This window comes from Stenotrophomonas bentonitica, from assembly GCF_002887735.1.
GTDB lineage: Bacteria > Pseudomonadota > Gammaproteobacteria > Xanthomonadales > Xanthomonadaceae > Stenotrophomonas > Stenotrophomonas bentonitica_A.
This window is the reverse complement of sequence record NZ_PKQP01000012.1, coordinates 57,314-73,311: the sequence shown is the minus strand read 5'-3', so window position 1 is coordinate 73,311 and position 15,998 is coordinate 57,314. Positions and strand designations below refer to the sequence as shown.

General features: G+C 67.7%; 17 protein-coding genes. 8 read left to right on the top strand and 9 right to left on the bottom strand.

Features of this window, described 5'->3' with window-relative positions; all coding sequences use genetic code 11:
- The first annotated feature begins 24 nt into the window (after positions 1 to 24).
- Positions 25 to 804 carry a polyphosphate kinase 2 gene (ppk2, locus tag C0R07_RS17745; RefSeq protein ID WP_070471499.1) on the top strand — a complete coding sequence of 260 codons (780 nt, stop codon included), beginning with the start codon at positions 25 to 27 and terminating at the stop codon, positions 802 to 804.
- 111 nt (positions 805 to 915) lie between these two features.
- On the opposite strand, the gene C0R07_RS17740 is transcribed toward ppk2, so the two are convergent.
- Both C0R07_RS17740 and C0R07_RS17735 read right to left on the bottom strand, forming a co-directional pair.
- On the bottom strand, positions 916 to 1,479 hold the full coding sequence (locus C0R07_RS17740) for a TlpA family protein disulfide reductase (protein ID WP_019186098.1): 564 nt from the start codon (positions 1,477 to 1,479) through the stop codon (positions 916 to 918).
- Positions 1,476 to 2,750, bottom strand: a complete 1,275-nt coding sequence (locus C0R07_RS17735; RefSeq protein ID WP_019186097.1) for a YihY family inner membrane protein — start codon at positions 2,748 to 2,750, stop codon at positions 1,476 to 1,478. The genes C0R07_RS17740 and C0R07_RS17735 overlap by 4 nt, the downstream gene beginning before the upstream one ends.
- Before the next feature lie 132 nt (positions 2,751 to 2,882).
- Between C0R07_RS17735 and wrbA the strand changes: the two genes are divergently transcribed.
- The 3 genes from wrbA (at position 2,883) to C0R07_RS17720 (ending at position 4,406) form a co-directional block, all read left to right on the top strand.
- Positions 2,883 to 3,473, top strand: a complete 591-nt coding sequence (gene wrbA / locus C0R07_RS17730; protein WP_019186096.1) for an NAD(P)H:quinone oxidoreductase — start codon at positions 2,883 to 2,885, stop codon at positions 3,471 to 3,473.
- Complete coding sequence (locus C0R07_RS17725; protein WP_070471497.1) at positions 3,470 to 3,817, top strand: DUF2069 domain-containing protein; 348 nt, start codon at positions 3,470 to 3,472, stop codon at positions 3,815 to 3,817. The genes wrbA and C0R07_RS17725 overlap by 4 nt, the downstream gene beginning before the upstream one ends.
- A gap of 103 nt (positions 3,818 to 3,920) precedes the next feature.
- The gene (locus tag C0R07_RS17720) at positions 3,921 to 4,406 is read left to right on the top strand and encodes an asparaginase domain-containing protein (protein ID WP_026070231.1); all 486 of its coding nucleotides are present in this window, start codon (positions 3,921 to 3,923) and stop codon (positions 4,404 to 4,406) included.
- Positions 4,407 to 4,482: 76 nt separating this feature from the next.
- Here the strand turns inward: C0R07_RS17720 and C0R07_RS17715 are convergent, their stop codons facing one another.
- The 3 genes from C0R07_RS17715 to sufT all read right to left on the bottom strand — a co-directional run bounded on the left by C0R07_RS17715 (position 4,483) and on the right by sufT (position 8,476).
- A complete protein-coding gene (locus C0R07_RS17715) occupies positions 4,483 to 6,228 on the bottom strand; it encodes a S8 family peptidase (protein ID WP_102789568.1) in 1,746 nt (581 codons plus the stop codon).
- Positions 6,229 to 6,769: 541 nt separating this feature from the next.
- A complete protein-coding gene (locus C0R07_RS17710; RefSeq protein WP_019182392.1) occupies positions 6,770 to 7,867 on the bottom strand; it encodes a branched-chain amino acid aminotransferase in 1,098 nt (365 codons plus the stop codon).
- A 57-nt stretch (positions 7,868 to 7,924) separates the two neighbouring features.
- On the bottom strand, positions 7,925 to 8,476 hold the full coding sequence (gene sufT, locus C0R07_RS17705) for a putative Fe-S cluster assembly protein SufT (protein ID WP_019182393.1): 552 nt from the start codon (positions 8,474 to 8,476) through the stop codon (positions 7,925 to 7,927).
- Between the two features lie 118 nt (positions 8,477 to 8,594).
- Between sufT and C0R07_RS17700 the strand changes: the two genes are divergently transcribed.
- Positions 8,595 to 9,014 (top strand): hypothetical protein, encoded by a 420-nt coding sequence (locus C0R07_RS17700; protein ID WP_070426675.1) that lies wholly within the window; start codon positions 8,595 to 8,597, stop codon positions 9,012 to 9,014.
- Positions 9,015 to 9,162: 148 nt separating this feature from the next.
- Here C0R07_RS17700 and C0R07_RS17695 read toward each other — a convergent pair whose 3' ends face one another.
- Both C0R07_RS17695 and C0R07_RS17690 read right to left on the bottom strand, forming a co-directional pair.
- Positions 9,163 to 10,614, bottom strand: coding sequence for an NAD(P)(+) transhydrogenase (Re/Si-specific) subunit beta (locus tag C0R07_RS17695; RefSeq protein ID WP_102789567.1), 1,452 nt, complete (start codon positions 10,612 to 10,614; stop codon positions 9,163 to 9,165).
- Entirely contained in the window at positions 10,611 to 10,919 is a 309-nt protein-coding gene (locus C0R07_RS17690) for an NAD(P) transhydrogenase subunit alpha (protein WP_019182396.1), read from the bottom strand. Before C0R07_RS17690 ends, C0R07_RS17695 begins: the two co-directional genes overlap by 4 nt.
- Before the next feature lie 130 nt (positions 10,920 to 11,049).
- Here C0R07_RS17690 and C0R07_RS17685 point away from each other — a divergent pair, with 130 nt between their 5' ends.
- Genes C0R07_RS17685 through C0R07_RS17675 form a run of 3 tightly spaced genes read left to right on the top strand, consistent with a single transcriptional unit; the run spans position 11,050 to position 12,385 of the window.
- Positions 11,050 to 11,625, top strand: coding sequence for an RNA polymerase sigma factor (locus C0R07_RS17685; protein WP_070471492.1), 576 nt, complete (start codon positions 11,050 to 11,052; stop codon positions 11,623 to 11,625).
- Complete coding sequence (locus C0R07_RS17680) at positions 11,622 to 11,957, top strand: hypothetical protein (RefSeq protein ID WP_390328909.1); 336 nt, start codon at positions 11,622 to 11,624, stop codon at positions 11,955 to 11,957. The genes C0R07_RS17685 and C0R07_RS17680 overlap by 4 nt, the downstream gene beginning before the upstream one ends.
- Complete coding sequence (locus C0R07_RS17675; protein ID WP_102789565.1) at positions 11,957 to 12,385, top strand: DUF3106 domain-containing protein; 429 nt, start codon at positions 11,957 to 11,959, stop codon at positions 12,383 to 12,385. Before C0R07_RS17680 ends, C0R07_RS17675 begins: the two co-directional genes overlap by 1 nt.
- An 81-nt stretch (positions 12,386 to 12,466) precedes the next feature.
- Here the strand turns inward: C0R07_RS17675 and C0R07_RS17670 are convergent, their stop codons facing one another.
- Positions 12,467 to 13,549 carry an NAD(P) transhydrogenase subunit alpha gene (locus tag C0R07_RS17670; RefSeq protein ID WP_102789564.1) on the bottom strand — a complete coding sequence of 361 codons (1,083 nt, stop codon included), beginning with the start codon at positions 13,547 to 13,549 and terminating at the stop codon, positions 12,467 to 12,469.
- 70 nt (positions 13,550 to 13,619) lie between these two features.
- Positions 13,620 to 15,941, bottom strand: a complete 2,322-nt coding sequence (locus C0R07_RS17665; protein ID WP_102789563.1) for a DUF1631 domain-containing protein — start codon at positions 15,939 to 15,941, stop codon at positions 13,620 to 13,622.
- Positions 15,942 to 15,998: the final 57 nt, after the last annotated feature.

Sequence of the window (15,998 nt, the reverse complement as noted above, 5' to 3'; positions counted from 1 at the left end):
CCTGTGAATCACCGAGGCACGCCGATGGGCAAGCTCAAGCGCAAGGACTACCAGGCCCTGCTGGAACCGATGCAACTGGAACTGGCGGCGATGGCGCGCTGGGTGCAGCACACCGGACAGCGGGTGCTGGTGCTGTTCGAAGGCCGCGACACCGCGGGCAAGGGCGGTGCGATCCAGGCGATCGCCGAGCATCTCAATCCGCGCCAGTGCAAGGTGGTCGCGCTGCCCAAGCCGACCGACCGCGAGAGCACGCAATGGTATTTCCAACGCTATGTCTCGCACCTGCCGGCGGCCGGTGAGATCGTGCTGATGGACCGCAGCTGGTACAACCGTGCCGGGGTCGAGCACGTGATGGGCTATTGCACCGAGGCGCAGTACCGCAGCTTCCTGGCGCAGGCGCCGGTGTTCGAAAAGCTGCTGATCGACGACGGCATCGTGCTGTTCAAATACTGGCTCAGCGTGGACCAGGCGCAGCAGGAAAAGCGTTTCGCCGAACGCCACCTCGATCCGCTCAAGGGCTGGAAGCTCTCGCCGGTGGACCTGGAATCACGCAGCAAGTACAGCGCCTATACCGAGAGCCGCGAAGCGATGCTGCGCGCGACGCATAACGATGATGCCCCGTGGACGCTGGTGGACTTCAACGACCAGAAACGCGGGCGGCTGGGCCTGATCCGCAACCTGCTCGATCGCCTGCCCGATACCCGCGTGGACGAACCGGTGCTGGCGCTGCCGCCGTTGAAGGGCAAGCTGCACAAGGAGCACTTCGGGGTCTTGAAGCCGATTGAACCCTTCGTCGTCGGGTAGATCCACGCCATGCGTGGATGCTTTCATGCATTCCGTATCCACGCATGGCGTGGATCTACCGGCGCTGCGAGGCACAGGCATGCCGGGTATCCGCCGGCATGCCCGTGAGGATCAGCCTTCCTTGATCCGCGCTTCAATGTCATGCGCGGTGACCGGGCCGAGGAATTCCTTGGCGACCTTGCCATCCGGCGCGATCAGGTAGGTCATCGGCAGGCCGCGCGGGATCGCGAAGTCTTCCGGCGGGTTGTACGTATCCACGATCACGATCGGATAGGTGACCGGACGCTTCTCCAGGAAGGCCTTCATCTCGGCCGGTTCGATGTCCTCGAAGGCCAGCCCGACCACCTCGATTTCATTGCGCATCGCGTGCAGCGCGGAGAGCTCGGGCATTTCCTTGCGGCATGGGGCGCACCAGGTCGCCCAGAAGTTCACCACCACCCACTTGCCGCGGTGAGCGGCCAGATCGTAGTCGGTGCCGTCCAGCGCCTTGGCTTTCAGCGTCGGCTGTTCGACGGTCCTGCGCTCGGTGGCCGGCACCGCGTCGGTCGGCGGCACAGCCGGTTCATCGATCGGGGCCGGGGCGGCGGGCGCAGTGGCCTCGCTCTGTGCAGCGGGCTTGTTGCAGGCGGCCAGCGTCAGCAGGCCCAGGGCCAGCAGCAGGGGCTTGGCGGTCATGGTTTGTCTCCGGGGGTCGAATAGATATCGCTGACGCGGCGTTTGAGCAGTTCGCGCAGCGGCAGGCGCAGCGTGTCCAGTGCGGCCACCGAGGCCGTGCCCAGGCTGTCGTCGCGATACGGCAGGTAGGCTTCCTTGATCGGGATCCGCATCTGCGTGGTCTCGTACAGGTCGGCCAGGGTGAGCTTGTCCAGGTCGCGCGCCAGCAGCCACTCGCCCTGCTCGTCGCGGCGGACCACGCGGATCGCTTCCAGATCGCACAGCAGGGTATGCAGCAGCGAATCGGTCAGCATCGGCTCCAGCCGCAGGATCTCGTCGTCATCCAGGCTGCGGCCATCGGCGCGCGCCTGGTGGAAGCGGCCGATCAGCCGCAGCAGGCCGTAGATCTCGTAGCCCACCGGCAGGCGCAGGTCGGCCGGCTGGTAGCGGAACGCGGCGATCGAGGAGGCCAGCGAGGCGCCGAGCAGCACCGAGACCCAGCACAGGTAGATCCACAGCAGCAGGATCGGCACGAAGGCGACCGTGCCGTAGAGCTTCTGGTAGGACTGGAAGCTGCCCAGGTAGGCGCCCATGCCCCACTTCACCAGCTCGAGCATGATCGCGGCCAGGATCGCGCCGGGAATGGCATGCCGCCATTTGACCGTGTGGTGCGGCACCACGCGGTAGACCAGCATGATGCAGAGGAATTCGATCAGGATCGGGGCGACGGTCAGTGACACGTTGGCCAGCCAGCGGCCTTCGCTGGTGCCGAACAGGGGCAACGCGAACACCCGCGCCGAGACCGCCAGCGACGCCGCCGCCAGCATGGCGCCGAGGGTGAGCACGGTCCAGTAGACCAGGAAGCGGGTCAGCTTCGGTCGGGTCGAGCTCACCCGCCAGATCTGGTTGAAGGTTTCCTCCACGCTGTTGAGGGTGATCAGCAGCGACACCACCAGCGCGATGAAGCCGGCGGCAGTGAGCTGCCCGGCGCTGGCCGAGAACTGGCGCAGGTAGCCTTCGGCGGCGCGCGCGGCGTTGGGCACGAAGTTGGAGAACACGTAGTCGCTGAGGGTGTCGCTCCAGCGGTCGAACACCGGGAACGCGGAGAGCACCCCGAACACCACGATGGCCAGCGGCACCAGCGCGAACACCGTGGTGTAGGCCAGCGAGGCGGCCGCCTGGAACAGACGGTCATCAAGGAAACGGCGCCACAGGAAGCGGCCGAAGCTGATCGTTCGCGCGCGGTCCCGGACGCGTTCGATCCACAGGTTGATCGTATCGAGAGGTTCCATCGGCGCAAGGGTACCCGATGACGGGTGTGCGGCATGCACGCCTGCTCACGGCGGCCGGCCCGCCACGGACCTCGCCCTGAGCGGGCTGCGTTGCCATACTGCCTGCATCGGACGCAACGAGATGAAAGCGAAATGGCGGAGATCCTGGTGCTGTATTACAGCCGTGGCGGTTCAGTGGCACGGCTTGCCCGCCAGATTGCGCGCGGCATCGGCGAGGTGCCGGGCATGAGCGCGCGGCTGCGCACGGTGCCGCCGGTGGCCGCGGTGACACAGACGGCCCTGCCCCCGGTGCCCGAAGACGGTGCGCCGTATGTGAGCGTGGCCGATCTGGCCGAGTGCACGGGGCTGCTGCTGGGCAGCCCGACCCGGTTCGGCAACATGGCCGCGCCGGTGAAGCACTTCCTGGACGGGCTGGGCGCGGAATGGGTCAACGGCACCCTGGCCGGCAAACCAGCCGGGGTGTTCACCTCCACGGCCTCGCTGCACGGTGGGCAGGAGTCGACCCTGCTGTCGATGCAGGTACCGCTGCTGCACCACGGCTGCCTGATCGTGGGCATCCCCTTCACCGAGCCGGCACTGAGCCACACCACGACCGGGGGCACGCCGTATGGCGCCAGCCATGTGGCCGGGGCGGACGACAACCCGGTGCCGAGCGAGGATGAAAGCATCCTGGCGCGGGCGCTGGGGCGGCGGGTGGCCGATATCGCACGGCGGCTGGCGTGAGCACCCGGGCGCAGGAGATCGTGCTGGCCCTGCTGCTGGTGGCGTTGGCGGTGCTGTTCGCGGTCTGGTTCGCGCAGGACAAGCATTGGCTGGCCAGCCAGCTGGTCTTCACCCTGCCGCCGCTGCTGCTGGCGCTGGGCGTGCTGGTGCGGCGGGGCAAGGCAATGTTCTGGGCCGGGGTGCTGGCGCTGTTCTGGTTCAGCCACGGGGTGATGAGCGCCTGGAGCCACCCGGAGGTCGCGTTGTGGGGGTGGCTCGAGCTGGCGCTGGCGCTGGCGGTGATCGGGGTGGCGAGCGCGCCGGGGCTGCGGCGGCGCTTCGGGCGGAAGACCACAACCGGCTGACCGTGTAGCGTCGCAAGCCTGCATCGGGCGGGCGTCAGCCGTATCATCTACCGGTCGGCGCGGCGGTTCCGTGCCCTTCTGTCTGGTACCCAGGATGCTTGCAATGGAAGAACTACTGATCATCACCACCGGTGGCACGATCGACAAGATCTACTTCGACGACAAGTCGGACTATCAGATCGGTGATCCGCAGATCGGGATGATCCTGCGCGAGCTGGGCGTGACCTTCCGTTTCAACGTGATTCCGATCCTGCGCAAGGATTCGCTGCACATCACCGACGAGGACCGCGAGCTGATCCGGGCGACGATCGCCGCGCAGCCGACCCGGCATGTGCTGGTGACCCACGGCACCGACTCGATGGTGCAGACGGGCCAGGTGCTGAAGTCGATCACCGACAAGACCATCGTCATGACCGGCGCGCTGAGCCCGGCACGGTTCCGCGGTTCGGATGCGGAGTTCAACATCGGCTGCGCGATCGGTGCGGTGCAGTCGCTGCCGAGCGGTGTGTACATCGCGATGAACGGCCGGATCTGGAATCCGGAGCAGGTGCGCAAGAACGTCGCCGCGAACCGGTTCGAAGCGGCGTAATCCCTGGCGCAGCGTGTTGATCGAACGAACGCCCCGGCATGCCGGGGCGTTCTGCGTTGGTGCGATGGGAAAGCGATCAGTACTGCGCGGTCAGGGTGACCCCGGAGAAGGTCGAGTAGGCCTTCACCCGCACATGCCAGGTGCCGGCCGCGGGGGCGCTGATCGTGCAGGTTTCGTTGTTGCCGCTCAGGTACGGGCGGCAGGTGTAGACGGTATCGGTCGGCGCGCTGCCGTTGCGGACGTACAGATCGGCATCGCCACTGCCGCCGGCGATGGTGACCTTCAACTGGCTGCTGCCCGAGGGCACGGTCACGGTGTAGGCCAGCGAGGCACCGCTGGCAGCGCCCAGGCCCGTGACTGGCACATTGTTCTGCAGCACGGTGCCGGTACCCGGGCCCGGGCCGGTGCCGTTGAGCGCGGCGGTCACCGCCGCATCGGCGTCCACGATCCCCGCGCCGCAACCGCCGGAGCAGGCGCCCGGCAAGGGCCGTGCGGTGCTCTTGAGCAGGCTTTCGATGGCGGCCGGGCTCAGCGCGGTGGGCGCGACGGACTGGACCAGCGCGACCACGCCGGCCACGTGCGGTGCCGCCATCGAGGTGCCGTTGTAGGAGGCGTAGGACGCACTGCCCGGTACCGTGGTGCCGCTGTTGAGGGTGGAGAGGATGCCCTGCCCCGGCGCGGAGATGTCGATGCCGGTGCCGTAGTTGGAGAAGCTGGCGCGGGCGCCGGCCGAGGTGGTCGCGGCTACCGCGATGACGTTGGCGCAGTTGGCCGGTACCGAGGAGGAGACGTTGGTGTTGCTGTTGCCGGCCGCCACGACCACCGTGGTGCCACGCGAGACGGCGCCGTTGATCGCGGTCTGGTAGGTGGTGGAGCAGCTGCCACCGCCACCGAGCGACATGTTGATCACTTCGGCCGGGTTGGCGTTGGCCGGGACGCCGCTGACGGTGCCGCCAGAGGCCCAGACGATGGCGTCGGCGATGTCGGAGGTGTAGCCGCCGCACTTGCCGAGCACGCGCACCGGCACGACCTTGGCATTGAAGGCCGTGCCAGCCACGCCGGTGCTGTTGTTGGTCACCGCCGCGACGGTGCCGGCCACGTGGGTGCCGTGCCAGCTCGAATTGGAGGCCGGAATGCCCGAGCCGCATTCGTTGGCGGCGTACCAGTCGCCTTCGTCGTTGGGGTTGTTGTCGCGGCCACCGCCGTCGCGCGCCATCGCCGCGTCGCTGATGAAGTCGTAGCCGGGCAGGAGGTTGGCGTTGAGGTCGGGGTGGTTGGTGATGCCGGTGTCGATCACCGCCACCACCACGCCGGCGCCGGTGGCCTTGTCCCAGGCCGGGCGTACGTTGATCGAGGCATTGCTGGTGCCAAAGCCCCACTGTTCGGAGAACCGGGTGTCATTGGGAACCAGGGTGGCCTGCATCAGCTGATCGACCTCGACGTATTCCACGCTCGGGTCGGCGGCCAGGCGGCGCATCAGCAGTTCGGCTTCGGCACGGTCCAGCGGCCGGTCGGCCTTGACCACGGTCGGGCCGATCGCCAGCTGGCGCAGCTTCTGCAGCCCCAGCGCGCGGCCCTGGGCGGCCGGTACCGCCGCCGCGGCGGCCTTGAGCGAACTGGCCAGCGCGGTCGGGGTGGCGACCTCGGTGCTGCCATCCTTGTACTTCACGATGAAGCGCTGATGGGTCGGCGCCGAGGACAGGCCGCTCAACTGCACATCGCCGGCGAAGGCCGGGGTGGCCAGAAGCAGGGTCGACAGAACGGACGCGCCCAGTACAACCAATCCACGCTGACGCAAACGGTGTTGCGAGACATGAGACATCGGATTTCCCTTTCAGACAGTGAATGCCGTCGTCGCGGCGGAGAATCCAGGTCCGATCCGGGGGCTGCTGCAATCGATGGCGCGGATCGGCCCGGTGAGTGGATCGGTTCCCCTGAATCAAACCGCCCATCGCGACGCTAGTGAATGACTGGCCGATCAACAATGTTTCAGCTGCACTTCAGTGACATGAAATGTCGGATCTGAGACTTTCCGGGTCGAGGGTTTGTGAAAGTGAAGGCGCTCACGGCCTTTCGGATGGTCCGATTGCGCCACGGATTGTCTGAAATGGCTGTCGCGACCGACAAATGCGGGACAACACTTGCGCATCAATCACTTACGCCACTGCCACCGCAGGACAGTAGTGCCGGCCGCTGGCCGGCTCCGCGGAATGCTGCAGAGCCGGCCAGCGGCCGGCACTACCGATGTCGAACGCTGCGCGGCCTGTCTTGGGGGAGCACCACCGGCGCGGTGGCGAACGGGCAACAAAAAACCCGCCTGTCGCCAGGCGGGTTTTCGATGCTTGCGCTCAGACCCCGAGGACTCAGGCGTCCAGGCGGACCAGCCAGCCGTGACGGTCCGGCAGGCGGCCGTACTGGATGTCGGTCAGTTCCTTGCGCAGCGACATCGTCACTTCGCCGGCCGGGGCGTTGATGTCACCCACCGAGAAGCCTTCGCCCTTGAGCTGGCCGATCGGGGTGACCACCGCAGCGGTACCGCAGGCGAACGCTTCCACGATCTCGCCGGAGGTCACGCCATCCTTCCACTCCTCAAGGGTGACCTTGCGCTCTTCGACCTTCATGCCGCGGTCGCGGGCCAGCTGCAGGATGCTTTCACGGGTGATGCCTTCCAGGATGCTGCCCGACAGCGCCGGGGTCACCAAGGTGCCGTCCTTGTAGACCAGGAACACGTTCATGCCGCCCAGTTCTTCCAGGTACTTGCCCTCGACCGGGTCCAGGAACAGCACCTGCGAGCAGCCCTGTGCCTGCGCCTTCTGCTGCGGCAGCAGCGAGGCGGCGTAGTTGCCACCGCACTTGGCCGCGCCGGTGCCGCCCTTGCCTGCGCGCGCGTACTCGGTGGACAGCCAGATCGCGACCGGCGCCACGCCCTTGGCGAAGTACGGGCCGGCCGGGCTGGCGATGACGTAGTAGCCGGCCTTGTGCGCGCCGCGCACGCCGAGGAAGGCTTCATCGCCGATCATGAAGGGACGGAAGTACAGGCTGGATTCGTCGGCCGAGGGCACCCACGACGCATCCACGGCGATCAGCTGCTTGAGCGATTCGACGAAGATCTCCACCGGCAGTTCCGGCAGCGCCAGGCGCTGGGCCGAACGCTGCAGGCGGCGGCCGTTGGCCTCCGGGCGGAAGGTCCAGATCGAGCCGTCGGCGTGGCGGTAGGCCTTGATGCCCTCGAAGATTTCCTGGCCGTAATGCAGCACCGCGGCGGCCGGGTCCAGCTGCAGCGGACCGTACGGGCGCACCACGGCATCGTGCCAGCCGGTGTCCTTGTCCCAACGCACTTCCACCATGTGATCGGTGAAGTGCAGACCAAAACCGGGGGCGGCCAGGATGCGCTCACGCTCCTCGCTGCTGCGCGGCTGGGCGGAACGGGTGGTGTTGAAGCTCACGGAAGACTGGGACACCGGATATTTCCTGTTCTGGTTACGGGGAACGCCGTGACGCCGGCTGGCGATGGGCGGTTACAGCATGCCGGTTTCGAGCCGGGCGGCCTCGGACATCATGTGACGGCCCCACGGCGGGTCGAACACCAGCTCGACGTCGGCCTCGGCCACCGTCGGGATCATTTCCAGCTTGCTGCGCACGTCATCGACGAGGATCTCGCCCATGCCGCAGCCGGGCGCAGTGAGGGTCATCTTGATGTCGACCTCGCGCTGGCCGTCGTCCAGGTGCTTGAGGTCCACTTCATAGACCAGCCCCAGATCGACGATGTTGAAGGGGATCTCCGGATCGAAGCAGGTGCGCAGCTGCTGCCACACCAGTTTTTCGACCTCCTCGTCGGAGGCATCGGCGGGCAGTTCCAGCGCCGGGGGCGCTTCCTTGCCGATGGCGTCGCCATCCTTGCCGGCGATGCGGAAAAGATTGCCTTCGACAAAGACGGTATAGCTGCCACCCAGGGCCTGGGTGATATAGCCATAGCTGCCAGCGGGCAGCGTGACCGTTTCGCCCTGCGGGACCATGACGGCCTCGCAGTCGCGTTCGAAGTGGACAGGTTCACTGCTACGGGAATACATGTGGATCGATATGGGGGTCGCGGCCAATTCCCGCAAGGCGACCATTTTAGCCCAGTGGCCGCCCACGCGCCGGTCACCCCGCAAGCCGGTATCCTGTGGGGACTTACAGGAAGATTGCATGTCGCCCACGTCCGTGCCTGTCCGGAGCCGCCACTGGCTCTGGCCCCCGCTGTTTCTGCTTGGTGTTGTCACGGCCACGCTGGCCTGGTTGTTCATCGCCCTGCTCACTGGCCGCCAGGCCAGCTGGATGGCGGTTGTGGCCGCGCTGGAGATCGCGTTCATGCTGCGCCTGGGCACCCTGCGCGCCGGTGCCCCCCGGGTGGTGCTGACCGTGCTGGCCACCGTGCTGGTTGCGCTGGCGGCCAACTGGGGGATCGCCTCGGCCTACCTGGGCGGCTCGATGGGGCTCACCCCGTGGGAATCAGCGTTGCGCATGGGGCCCTATCTGGCCTGGACGCTGAGCGGCCTGGCCAACGGCGCGGTGGAATGGCTGTGGCTGGGCGTGGCGCTGGTCGTGGGTTGGTGGGTGGCCAAGTAAGGCACCCTGCACGCTGTCGGAATGCAGCTGAAAGAGATCCCCCTGAGTCAGGGGGCGGCGCCGAAGGCGCGGGGGTCTGGGTGCTGATGAGACCGGGCCCGCGTTTTGCGCAGCAGAACGTGGGGCGTCAGCGCGCATGCGATGACGTTTACCCGCCGTCGAGGGCCTTCAGTTCGCTGACCAACGCGCTCGCCGCACCGGCGCCATCGCCGTACAGCATCCGGGCGTTGTCGGCATAGAACAGCGCATTCTCGATGCCGGCAAAGCCGGTGCCCTTGCCGCGCTTGATCACCACCACGTTGCGGGCGTTGACCACGTCCAGGATCGGCATGCCGTAGATCGGGCTGGCCGGATCCGTGCGCGCGACCGGGTTGACCACGTCGTTGGCGCCGATCACCAGCACCACGTCGGTGTTCGGGAACTCGGGGTTGATGTCGTCCATGTCGGCGATCAGGTCGTAGGGCACGCCCGCTTCGGCCAGCAGCACGTTCATGTGCCCCGGCATGCGCCCGGCCACCGGGTGGATCGCGAACTTCACCTTGATGCCGCGATCGATCAGGCGCTGCGCCAGTTCCCACACCTTGTGCTGGGCCTGGGCCACGGCCATGCCGTAGCCAGGCACGATCACCACGCGCTCGGCGAAGGCCAGCATCGCGGCGACATCGCTGGCCTCGATCGGCTTCTGCGCGCCGCTGATTTCCTGCGCCACGCCGCCGCCCCCGAAATTGGAGAACAGCACGCCGCTGATCGGCCGGTTCATCGCCTTGGCCATCAACCGCGTCAGCAGAATGCCGGCCGCGCCGACCATCATGCCGGCGATGATCAGCGCCTCGTTGCCGAGCACATAGCCTTCGAACGCCACCGCCAGGCCGGTAAACGCGTTGTACAGCGAGATCACCACCGGCATGTCGGCGCCGCCGATCGGCAGCGTCATCAGCACGCCCAGTGCGAGTGCGACCACGAAGAAGCTGATGATCGCCACCGGGCTCAGCGTGACCGCCGCCCAGATGCCCAGCACCACCATCGCCAGCGCGACCAGCAGGTTGAACACCTGCTGCCCGGGGAAGGTGACGCGCCGGTCGAGTCGACCGTCCAGCTTGGCCCAGGCGATGATCGAGCCGGACAGCGACACCGCACCGATCGCCGAACCGATCACGGCCAGCGCCAGCACCGTTGCCGACGGCTGGCGCGCGGCGAGGTCGGCCAGCGCCTGCTCGCTCCAATGGGTGGTATCGCGGTTGGTCAGGAACGAGAAGCGCAGCAGTTCGACCGCACCGATCGCCGCCGCCGAGCCACCGCCCATGCCGTTGTAGAGCGCCACCATCTGCGGCATGTCGGTGATCGCCACGCGCTTGGCCGACCACCAGGCCACGCCGGTGCCGATCGCCACCGCCGCCAGGATCAGCGGAATGTTGTGCAGCTCCGGCAGGAAGAACGTCGCCACCGTGGCGATCAGCATGCCCAGGCCGGCCCAGCGGATACCGCTGCGCGCGGTCATCGGCGAGGCCATGCGCTGCAGGCCAAGCAGGAACAGGGTCGCGGCGACCAGGTAGCTCACCTGGACCAGCCATTGCAGCAGCTGCGCGGTGGTCACGTTCAAGGCGCCTTCTCCCCGGCGTCGCGCTTGGCGCTGGGCTTGAACATGTCCAGCATGCGTTCGGTCACCACGTAGCCGCCGGCTGCGTTGCCGGCGCCCAGGACCACCGCGATGAACCCGATGATCTTCTCCAGCGGCGTCTGCGCGTGCCCCAGCACCACCATCGCGCCGATCAGCACGATGCCGTGGATGAAGTTGGACCCGGACATCAGGGGGGTATGCAGGATCACCGGCACCCGCGAAATGATCACGTGGCCGGCAATGGCGGCCAGCATGAAGATATACAACGCCACGAACCCGTCGCTCATTGCAGTCACTCTCCCAGGCGGTCATCCCGTCCCCTGCATCATAACCATGCGCTGAACCAATCGGGCAGGCCGGTCAACCGCGCCCGCCCTGGGGCGTTCTCACGGTATCCCCCTGCCGGAACGCTACCCTGTGCTGGTGAGCTCTCCCCTACCGTCGACGGATGCCGACCTGCCCGCCACGCCCGAGGTGGCGCTGCCGGTGTCGCTGGACGCCTTCCTGGCCGGCATCGGCCCGCGCGCGTTCCGCTTCGCCGAAGCGGGCCTGCGCCAGCGCGAGGACGCGCTGGATGCGGTGCAGGACAGCATGTTGAAGATGCTCGGCTATCGCGACAAACCCGCCGCCGAATGGGCGCCGTTGTTCTGGAGCATCCTGCGCCGCCGCGTGGTCGACCTGCAGCGCCGCCGTGGCTTCCGCCTGAAGTTCTGGCGCAGCAGCGACGAGGCCGGCAGCGACCACGATATCGACTGGGCCGACAGCGCCCCCGGTCCGGCTCAGGCCCATGAGCAGCGCGATCATTACGCACAACTGGTGCAGGCGCTGCGGGAGTTGCCTGCGCGCCAGCGCGAGGCCTTCACCCTGCGCGTGCTGCAGGACCTGGATGGCGCCACCACGGCCAAGGCCATGGGCTGCAGCGAAGGCGCGGTCAAAACCCATCTTTCGCGCGCCCGCCAAGCGCTGCAGCAGTCTCTGGAGATCGCCCTGTGAACCGCCCCCTGCCCCCTTCGATGCCTGACGATGCCGCCCTGCGGCAGCTGCATGCGCAGGCGCTGGATACGCTCTCGCCGACCACGCTGGCGCGGCTGCGCAACGCGCGCCATGCGGCCTCACCGCCCAAGCGGCATGCACCGTCGTGGTGGATGGCGACGGCCTGTTCGGCGGTGGTCGCCCTCGCCTTGGGCTACAGTTTCCTCCTGGGCGAATCGAGTGCCCCGCCGGCACCGGTGATGGCGAGCGCCACCGATGACAGCAGCGATGTCCTCGACGAGAATCCCGATCTGTATGTGTGGCTGGGCAGTACCGACCTGGCAATGGAGTGATGATGAAACTGCGACTGTCCCTCGGGCTGGTATTGCTGACGCTGAGTGCGGCCGGCTGGGCACAGACCGCCCCGCTGCCGGACTGGGACACATTGAGCCCGCAGCAGCGTGAGGCGTTGATCGCGCCGGTGCGTGACCGCTGGAACGACGCCCCGGCGCCCCAGCGCGAACGCATGCTGCAGCACGGCCAGCGCTGGCTGGCCATGACCCCGGAGCAACGCGCGCAGGCGCAGCGGGGCCGCCACCGTTTCGAGAACATGACGCCGGAGCAACGCGAACAGGCGCGCGCACTGTTCGGTCAGATGCGCAGCATGAGCCCTGAGCAACGGCAGGCGCTGCGCGACCGCTGGGCGCGGATGACGCCGGACGAACGCAAGGCGTGGCTGAAGGCCAACCCCGCCCCTGCTGCGCCGCCGTCCAAGCGCTGAAGCGCCGAAGCACTGAAGCACTGAAGCAACGACCAACAACGGGGACGGGGGTAGTTATCAACTATCCCCGTCCCCGTTTTTTCAGGCGGCGACCCAGCGGGTTTTCGCGAGCAGTTCGTCGTCCCAGTCGAAGGTGACGGCGCCGTCTTTCAGGAACAGCGCGACGAAGTTGTAGACGTTGCGGGCGTACATCTCGCTGGCATGCACCGCGCCCTGGCTGGCCAGGTTGAGCGGGCCGTCGATGACCACGCCGTCCAGGTCCACCACCTCGCCCGGTTGGGTGGCTTCGCAGTTGCCGCCGGTTTCCGCGGCCAGATCGACGATCACGCTGCCCGGTTTCATGCCACGCGCCATCGCGGTGCTGACGATTTTCGGCGCGGGCCGGCCGGGCACCGCGGCGGTGCAGATCACGACGTCCACCGTGCGCAGGTGCTCGCCCAGGCGGCGCTGCTGCTCGGCACGCTCTTCATCGGTCAACGGCCGCGCATAGCCGCCTTCGCCGACCGCGCTCACGCCCAGATCCAGGAATTTGCCGCCCAGCGATTCGATCTGCTCGCGGGTTTCCGGGCGCACATCGAAGCCTTCCACCTGCGCGCCGAGACGGCGGGCGGTAGCAATCGCCTGCAGGCCGGCCACACCCGCACCGACCACCAGCACCTTGGACGGACGGATCGTGCCGGCGGCGGTGGTGAGCATCGGGAAGAAGCGCGGCGCACGCTGGGCGGCGATCAACGTGGCTTTGTAACCGGCCATGCCGGCCTGCGAACTGAGCACGTCCATCGATTGCGCCCGCGTGGTGCGCGGCAAGCGCTCCAGCGGGAAGGCCTGCAGGCCGCGCGACTGGATAAGACCGGCACGCTCGGCGTCGGCCTGCGGATGCAGCATGCCGATCAGGCTGGAACCGGCTTTCAGCCGGGCCAGACGGTCATTGGATGGAGGCTGCACGCACAGCACCAGGTCGGCCTGGGCCAGGCGGGTGTCATCGGCGGGCTGCGCGCCCACGTCCTGATACACCGCATCGGGGAAGCCCGACGCTACCCCGGCACCGGACTCGAATGCGACGCTCGCCCCCAGCGCGATCAATTTGCGCGCCGTTTCCGGCGTCATCGCCACGCGCCGTTCTCCCGGCGCATGTTCCTTTACCACCAACACCTCGACAGCCATGCCTGTCCCCGACGATCAGCGGATTGTGGGCTGATCGTAACCTGATCGTCAGGCCAGAGTGGCCCCGGGGTCAATGCACGGTGGCGTTCCTGGTATCCAGGCGATCGATCACGCCCTGCATGGCACTGTCGAAGGCCCCATCGTCGATATGCGCGCGCAGGCGACCCAGGCGCACCATCACCGCCAGTTCTTCCGGCGAGGCCACGCAGAACCGCACGCCGCGCCGGTTGACGAACAGCAGGCGCTGGGAAATCGGGCTCACCCAGGACAGCTTGCCGGCCTGGACCTTGCCGTCCTTGTCGACGAAATCCAGCCAGCTGCCGATCTCCAGCCTGCGGAAGCGATCGGCGTCGGCATTGTCGAAATCGCTGACATCCACCTTGCTGCCCAGCTCCACTGCCGCCGATTCCTGCGCCGGCGGCGAAGGCAACGCCACCTGCGGCAGCTCGGGCAGCGCGCGTTCCAGCTCGGGGCGCGATTCGGCGATGCCCTGCAGGGTGTCGTGCAGCGCGTCGATGGCACTGGTGGCTGCATCGGCGTGTACCCCCACGCTGGCGAACACCTTGCGCAGCGCGGGATGCCAGGCCTGCAGCCACGGCTTGCCGACGATATGGCGGCGGGCCTCGGCCACTTCCTCCAGCATGCCATCGGCCAGGCTCAGCGCCTCACCGACCGACGCCCCGTCTTCGCCTTCGCGCAGCACGGTCAGGGTCAGGTGGTGCTGCCAGGGCTGGCGCAGGAACTCGCCGATGGCCTGCGGCAACGTGGTATCGCCAATACGGCGGTCCAGTTCGGTAGTGGCGCGCTGGCGCGCCATCTCCAGCTTTTCCTGGCCGCGCTGGGTCTCGGCGGCCCGGCGCTCGGCGATCTCGATCCGGCGACGATGCTGGGTCAGGAACTCGCGGAATTCTTCTTCCAGGGTCAGGAAGATCGCCAGGTTCTCATTGAACTCGGCCACCAGCCGCTCGATGATTTCTTCGACCTTGCCCATCAGCACGCGCTCGGCCTGGCTCTCGCCGGTATTGCCCTCGCAGGCTTCGGCCAGCGAGTTGAGCAGCTTGCGCGCCGGGTGGGTCTTCTGCACGAACATGCGGCGATCGAGCATGGCGACCTTGACGAAGGGCACCACCAGCCGGCCGATCAGCTCGCGCGAGCGGCCCTCCAGGTCGCGCTCGTCGAGCATCACATCGAACAGCATGCCGACCAGATCGATCGCGTCCTCGTCCTGCGGGTCCAGCCGGGCCTGCGCGGGGTCGACCCCCAGCCGGGTCGCACCGGACAGCACTTCACTTTTCAGGCGCTGCGCCAGCGATTCGCCGTCTTCGCCGATCGCCGCACGCAGGGTCGCGCTCGGCGTGGCCTGCAGCAGCGACAGCACCGACATCATCTCGCGCTGGCTCAACGGGCGCTGCTGGCCCACCGCGACGCTGGCCGCCGAGGTGGCGTCCTCGCGCACATGGCGGGTCTGCTGCAGCAGTTCGTGCAGGGCATCAAGCAGCATGCCCTGGTTGCCGCCGAGGCTGTCACCGCCCTCGCCCGGCCCTTCGTACCCGGCCTGTCCGCCGCCCTGGAGACGGCCCCGGCTCTCGGCCCAGCGGTCGGCGAAGCGACGCGCCCAGGCCGGTGCCTGGCTTTCTTCGCCCGCCGATCCCATCCCGGCCTCGGCCTGGAACCCATCAAATGCATCGCGCTCGTCGCGCGGCGGCGGCGAGGGTGCACGCGGCGCCGGCCGGCGCGCGGCCATCTGCTGCATCACGCCCGCCGCGGCCAGTTGTTCATCCAGGTACTCGTAACGCTTGCCGATCGGCTGCTGCAGATCGCGCTCGCACAGCTTGATCAACACCAGGCGCACTTCCGGGGCCAGTTCACAGTCGGCGAAGGCCTCATGGATGGCAACGCCCAGATGCTCGGGACTGATCGGATTGGTATCGGCCTGCAGCTCCAGCGCGCCGGCGATCAGGCCGAGGCGGCGGTCCAGCCGCGACAGCACCGGTTTGAAGTCACGCAGCAGCACGGTGGCGAAGTTGCGCACCGCCAAGCGGGATTCCAGGACATGCTCGGGCACCAGGCTCAGCCCGTCCTCGACCTGCCCGGCCAGGGTGGCCTCGGCCGACAGCGGTTCACCCCGCTCCAGCGCTTCCCAGGCCTGGGCCAGGTGGGTGCTGAAGCCGGCCACGATGTCGTCCCGGCGGCGGCGCAGCTCGCGCATGCCATCCAGGAACAGCAACTGCGACGCGCCGGCGTCACCGGCACGGTCGAACAACACATCGTCAAAGCGCGCCAGCACCGTCGAGAACGACTCGACCAGCCCTGGCAGCACGGCCTCGCGGGCCATCTTCAACAACGCCGGGTCACGGCCCGGGTGCCCCCCTACATTGGGCGTGGCGATCATGCGAAAAGGCTCCCCACCCTCGCAGGCACTGAGTACAACATGGATACAACGAACGCC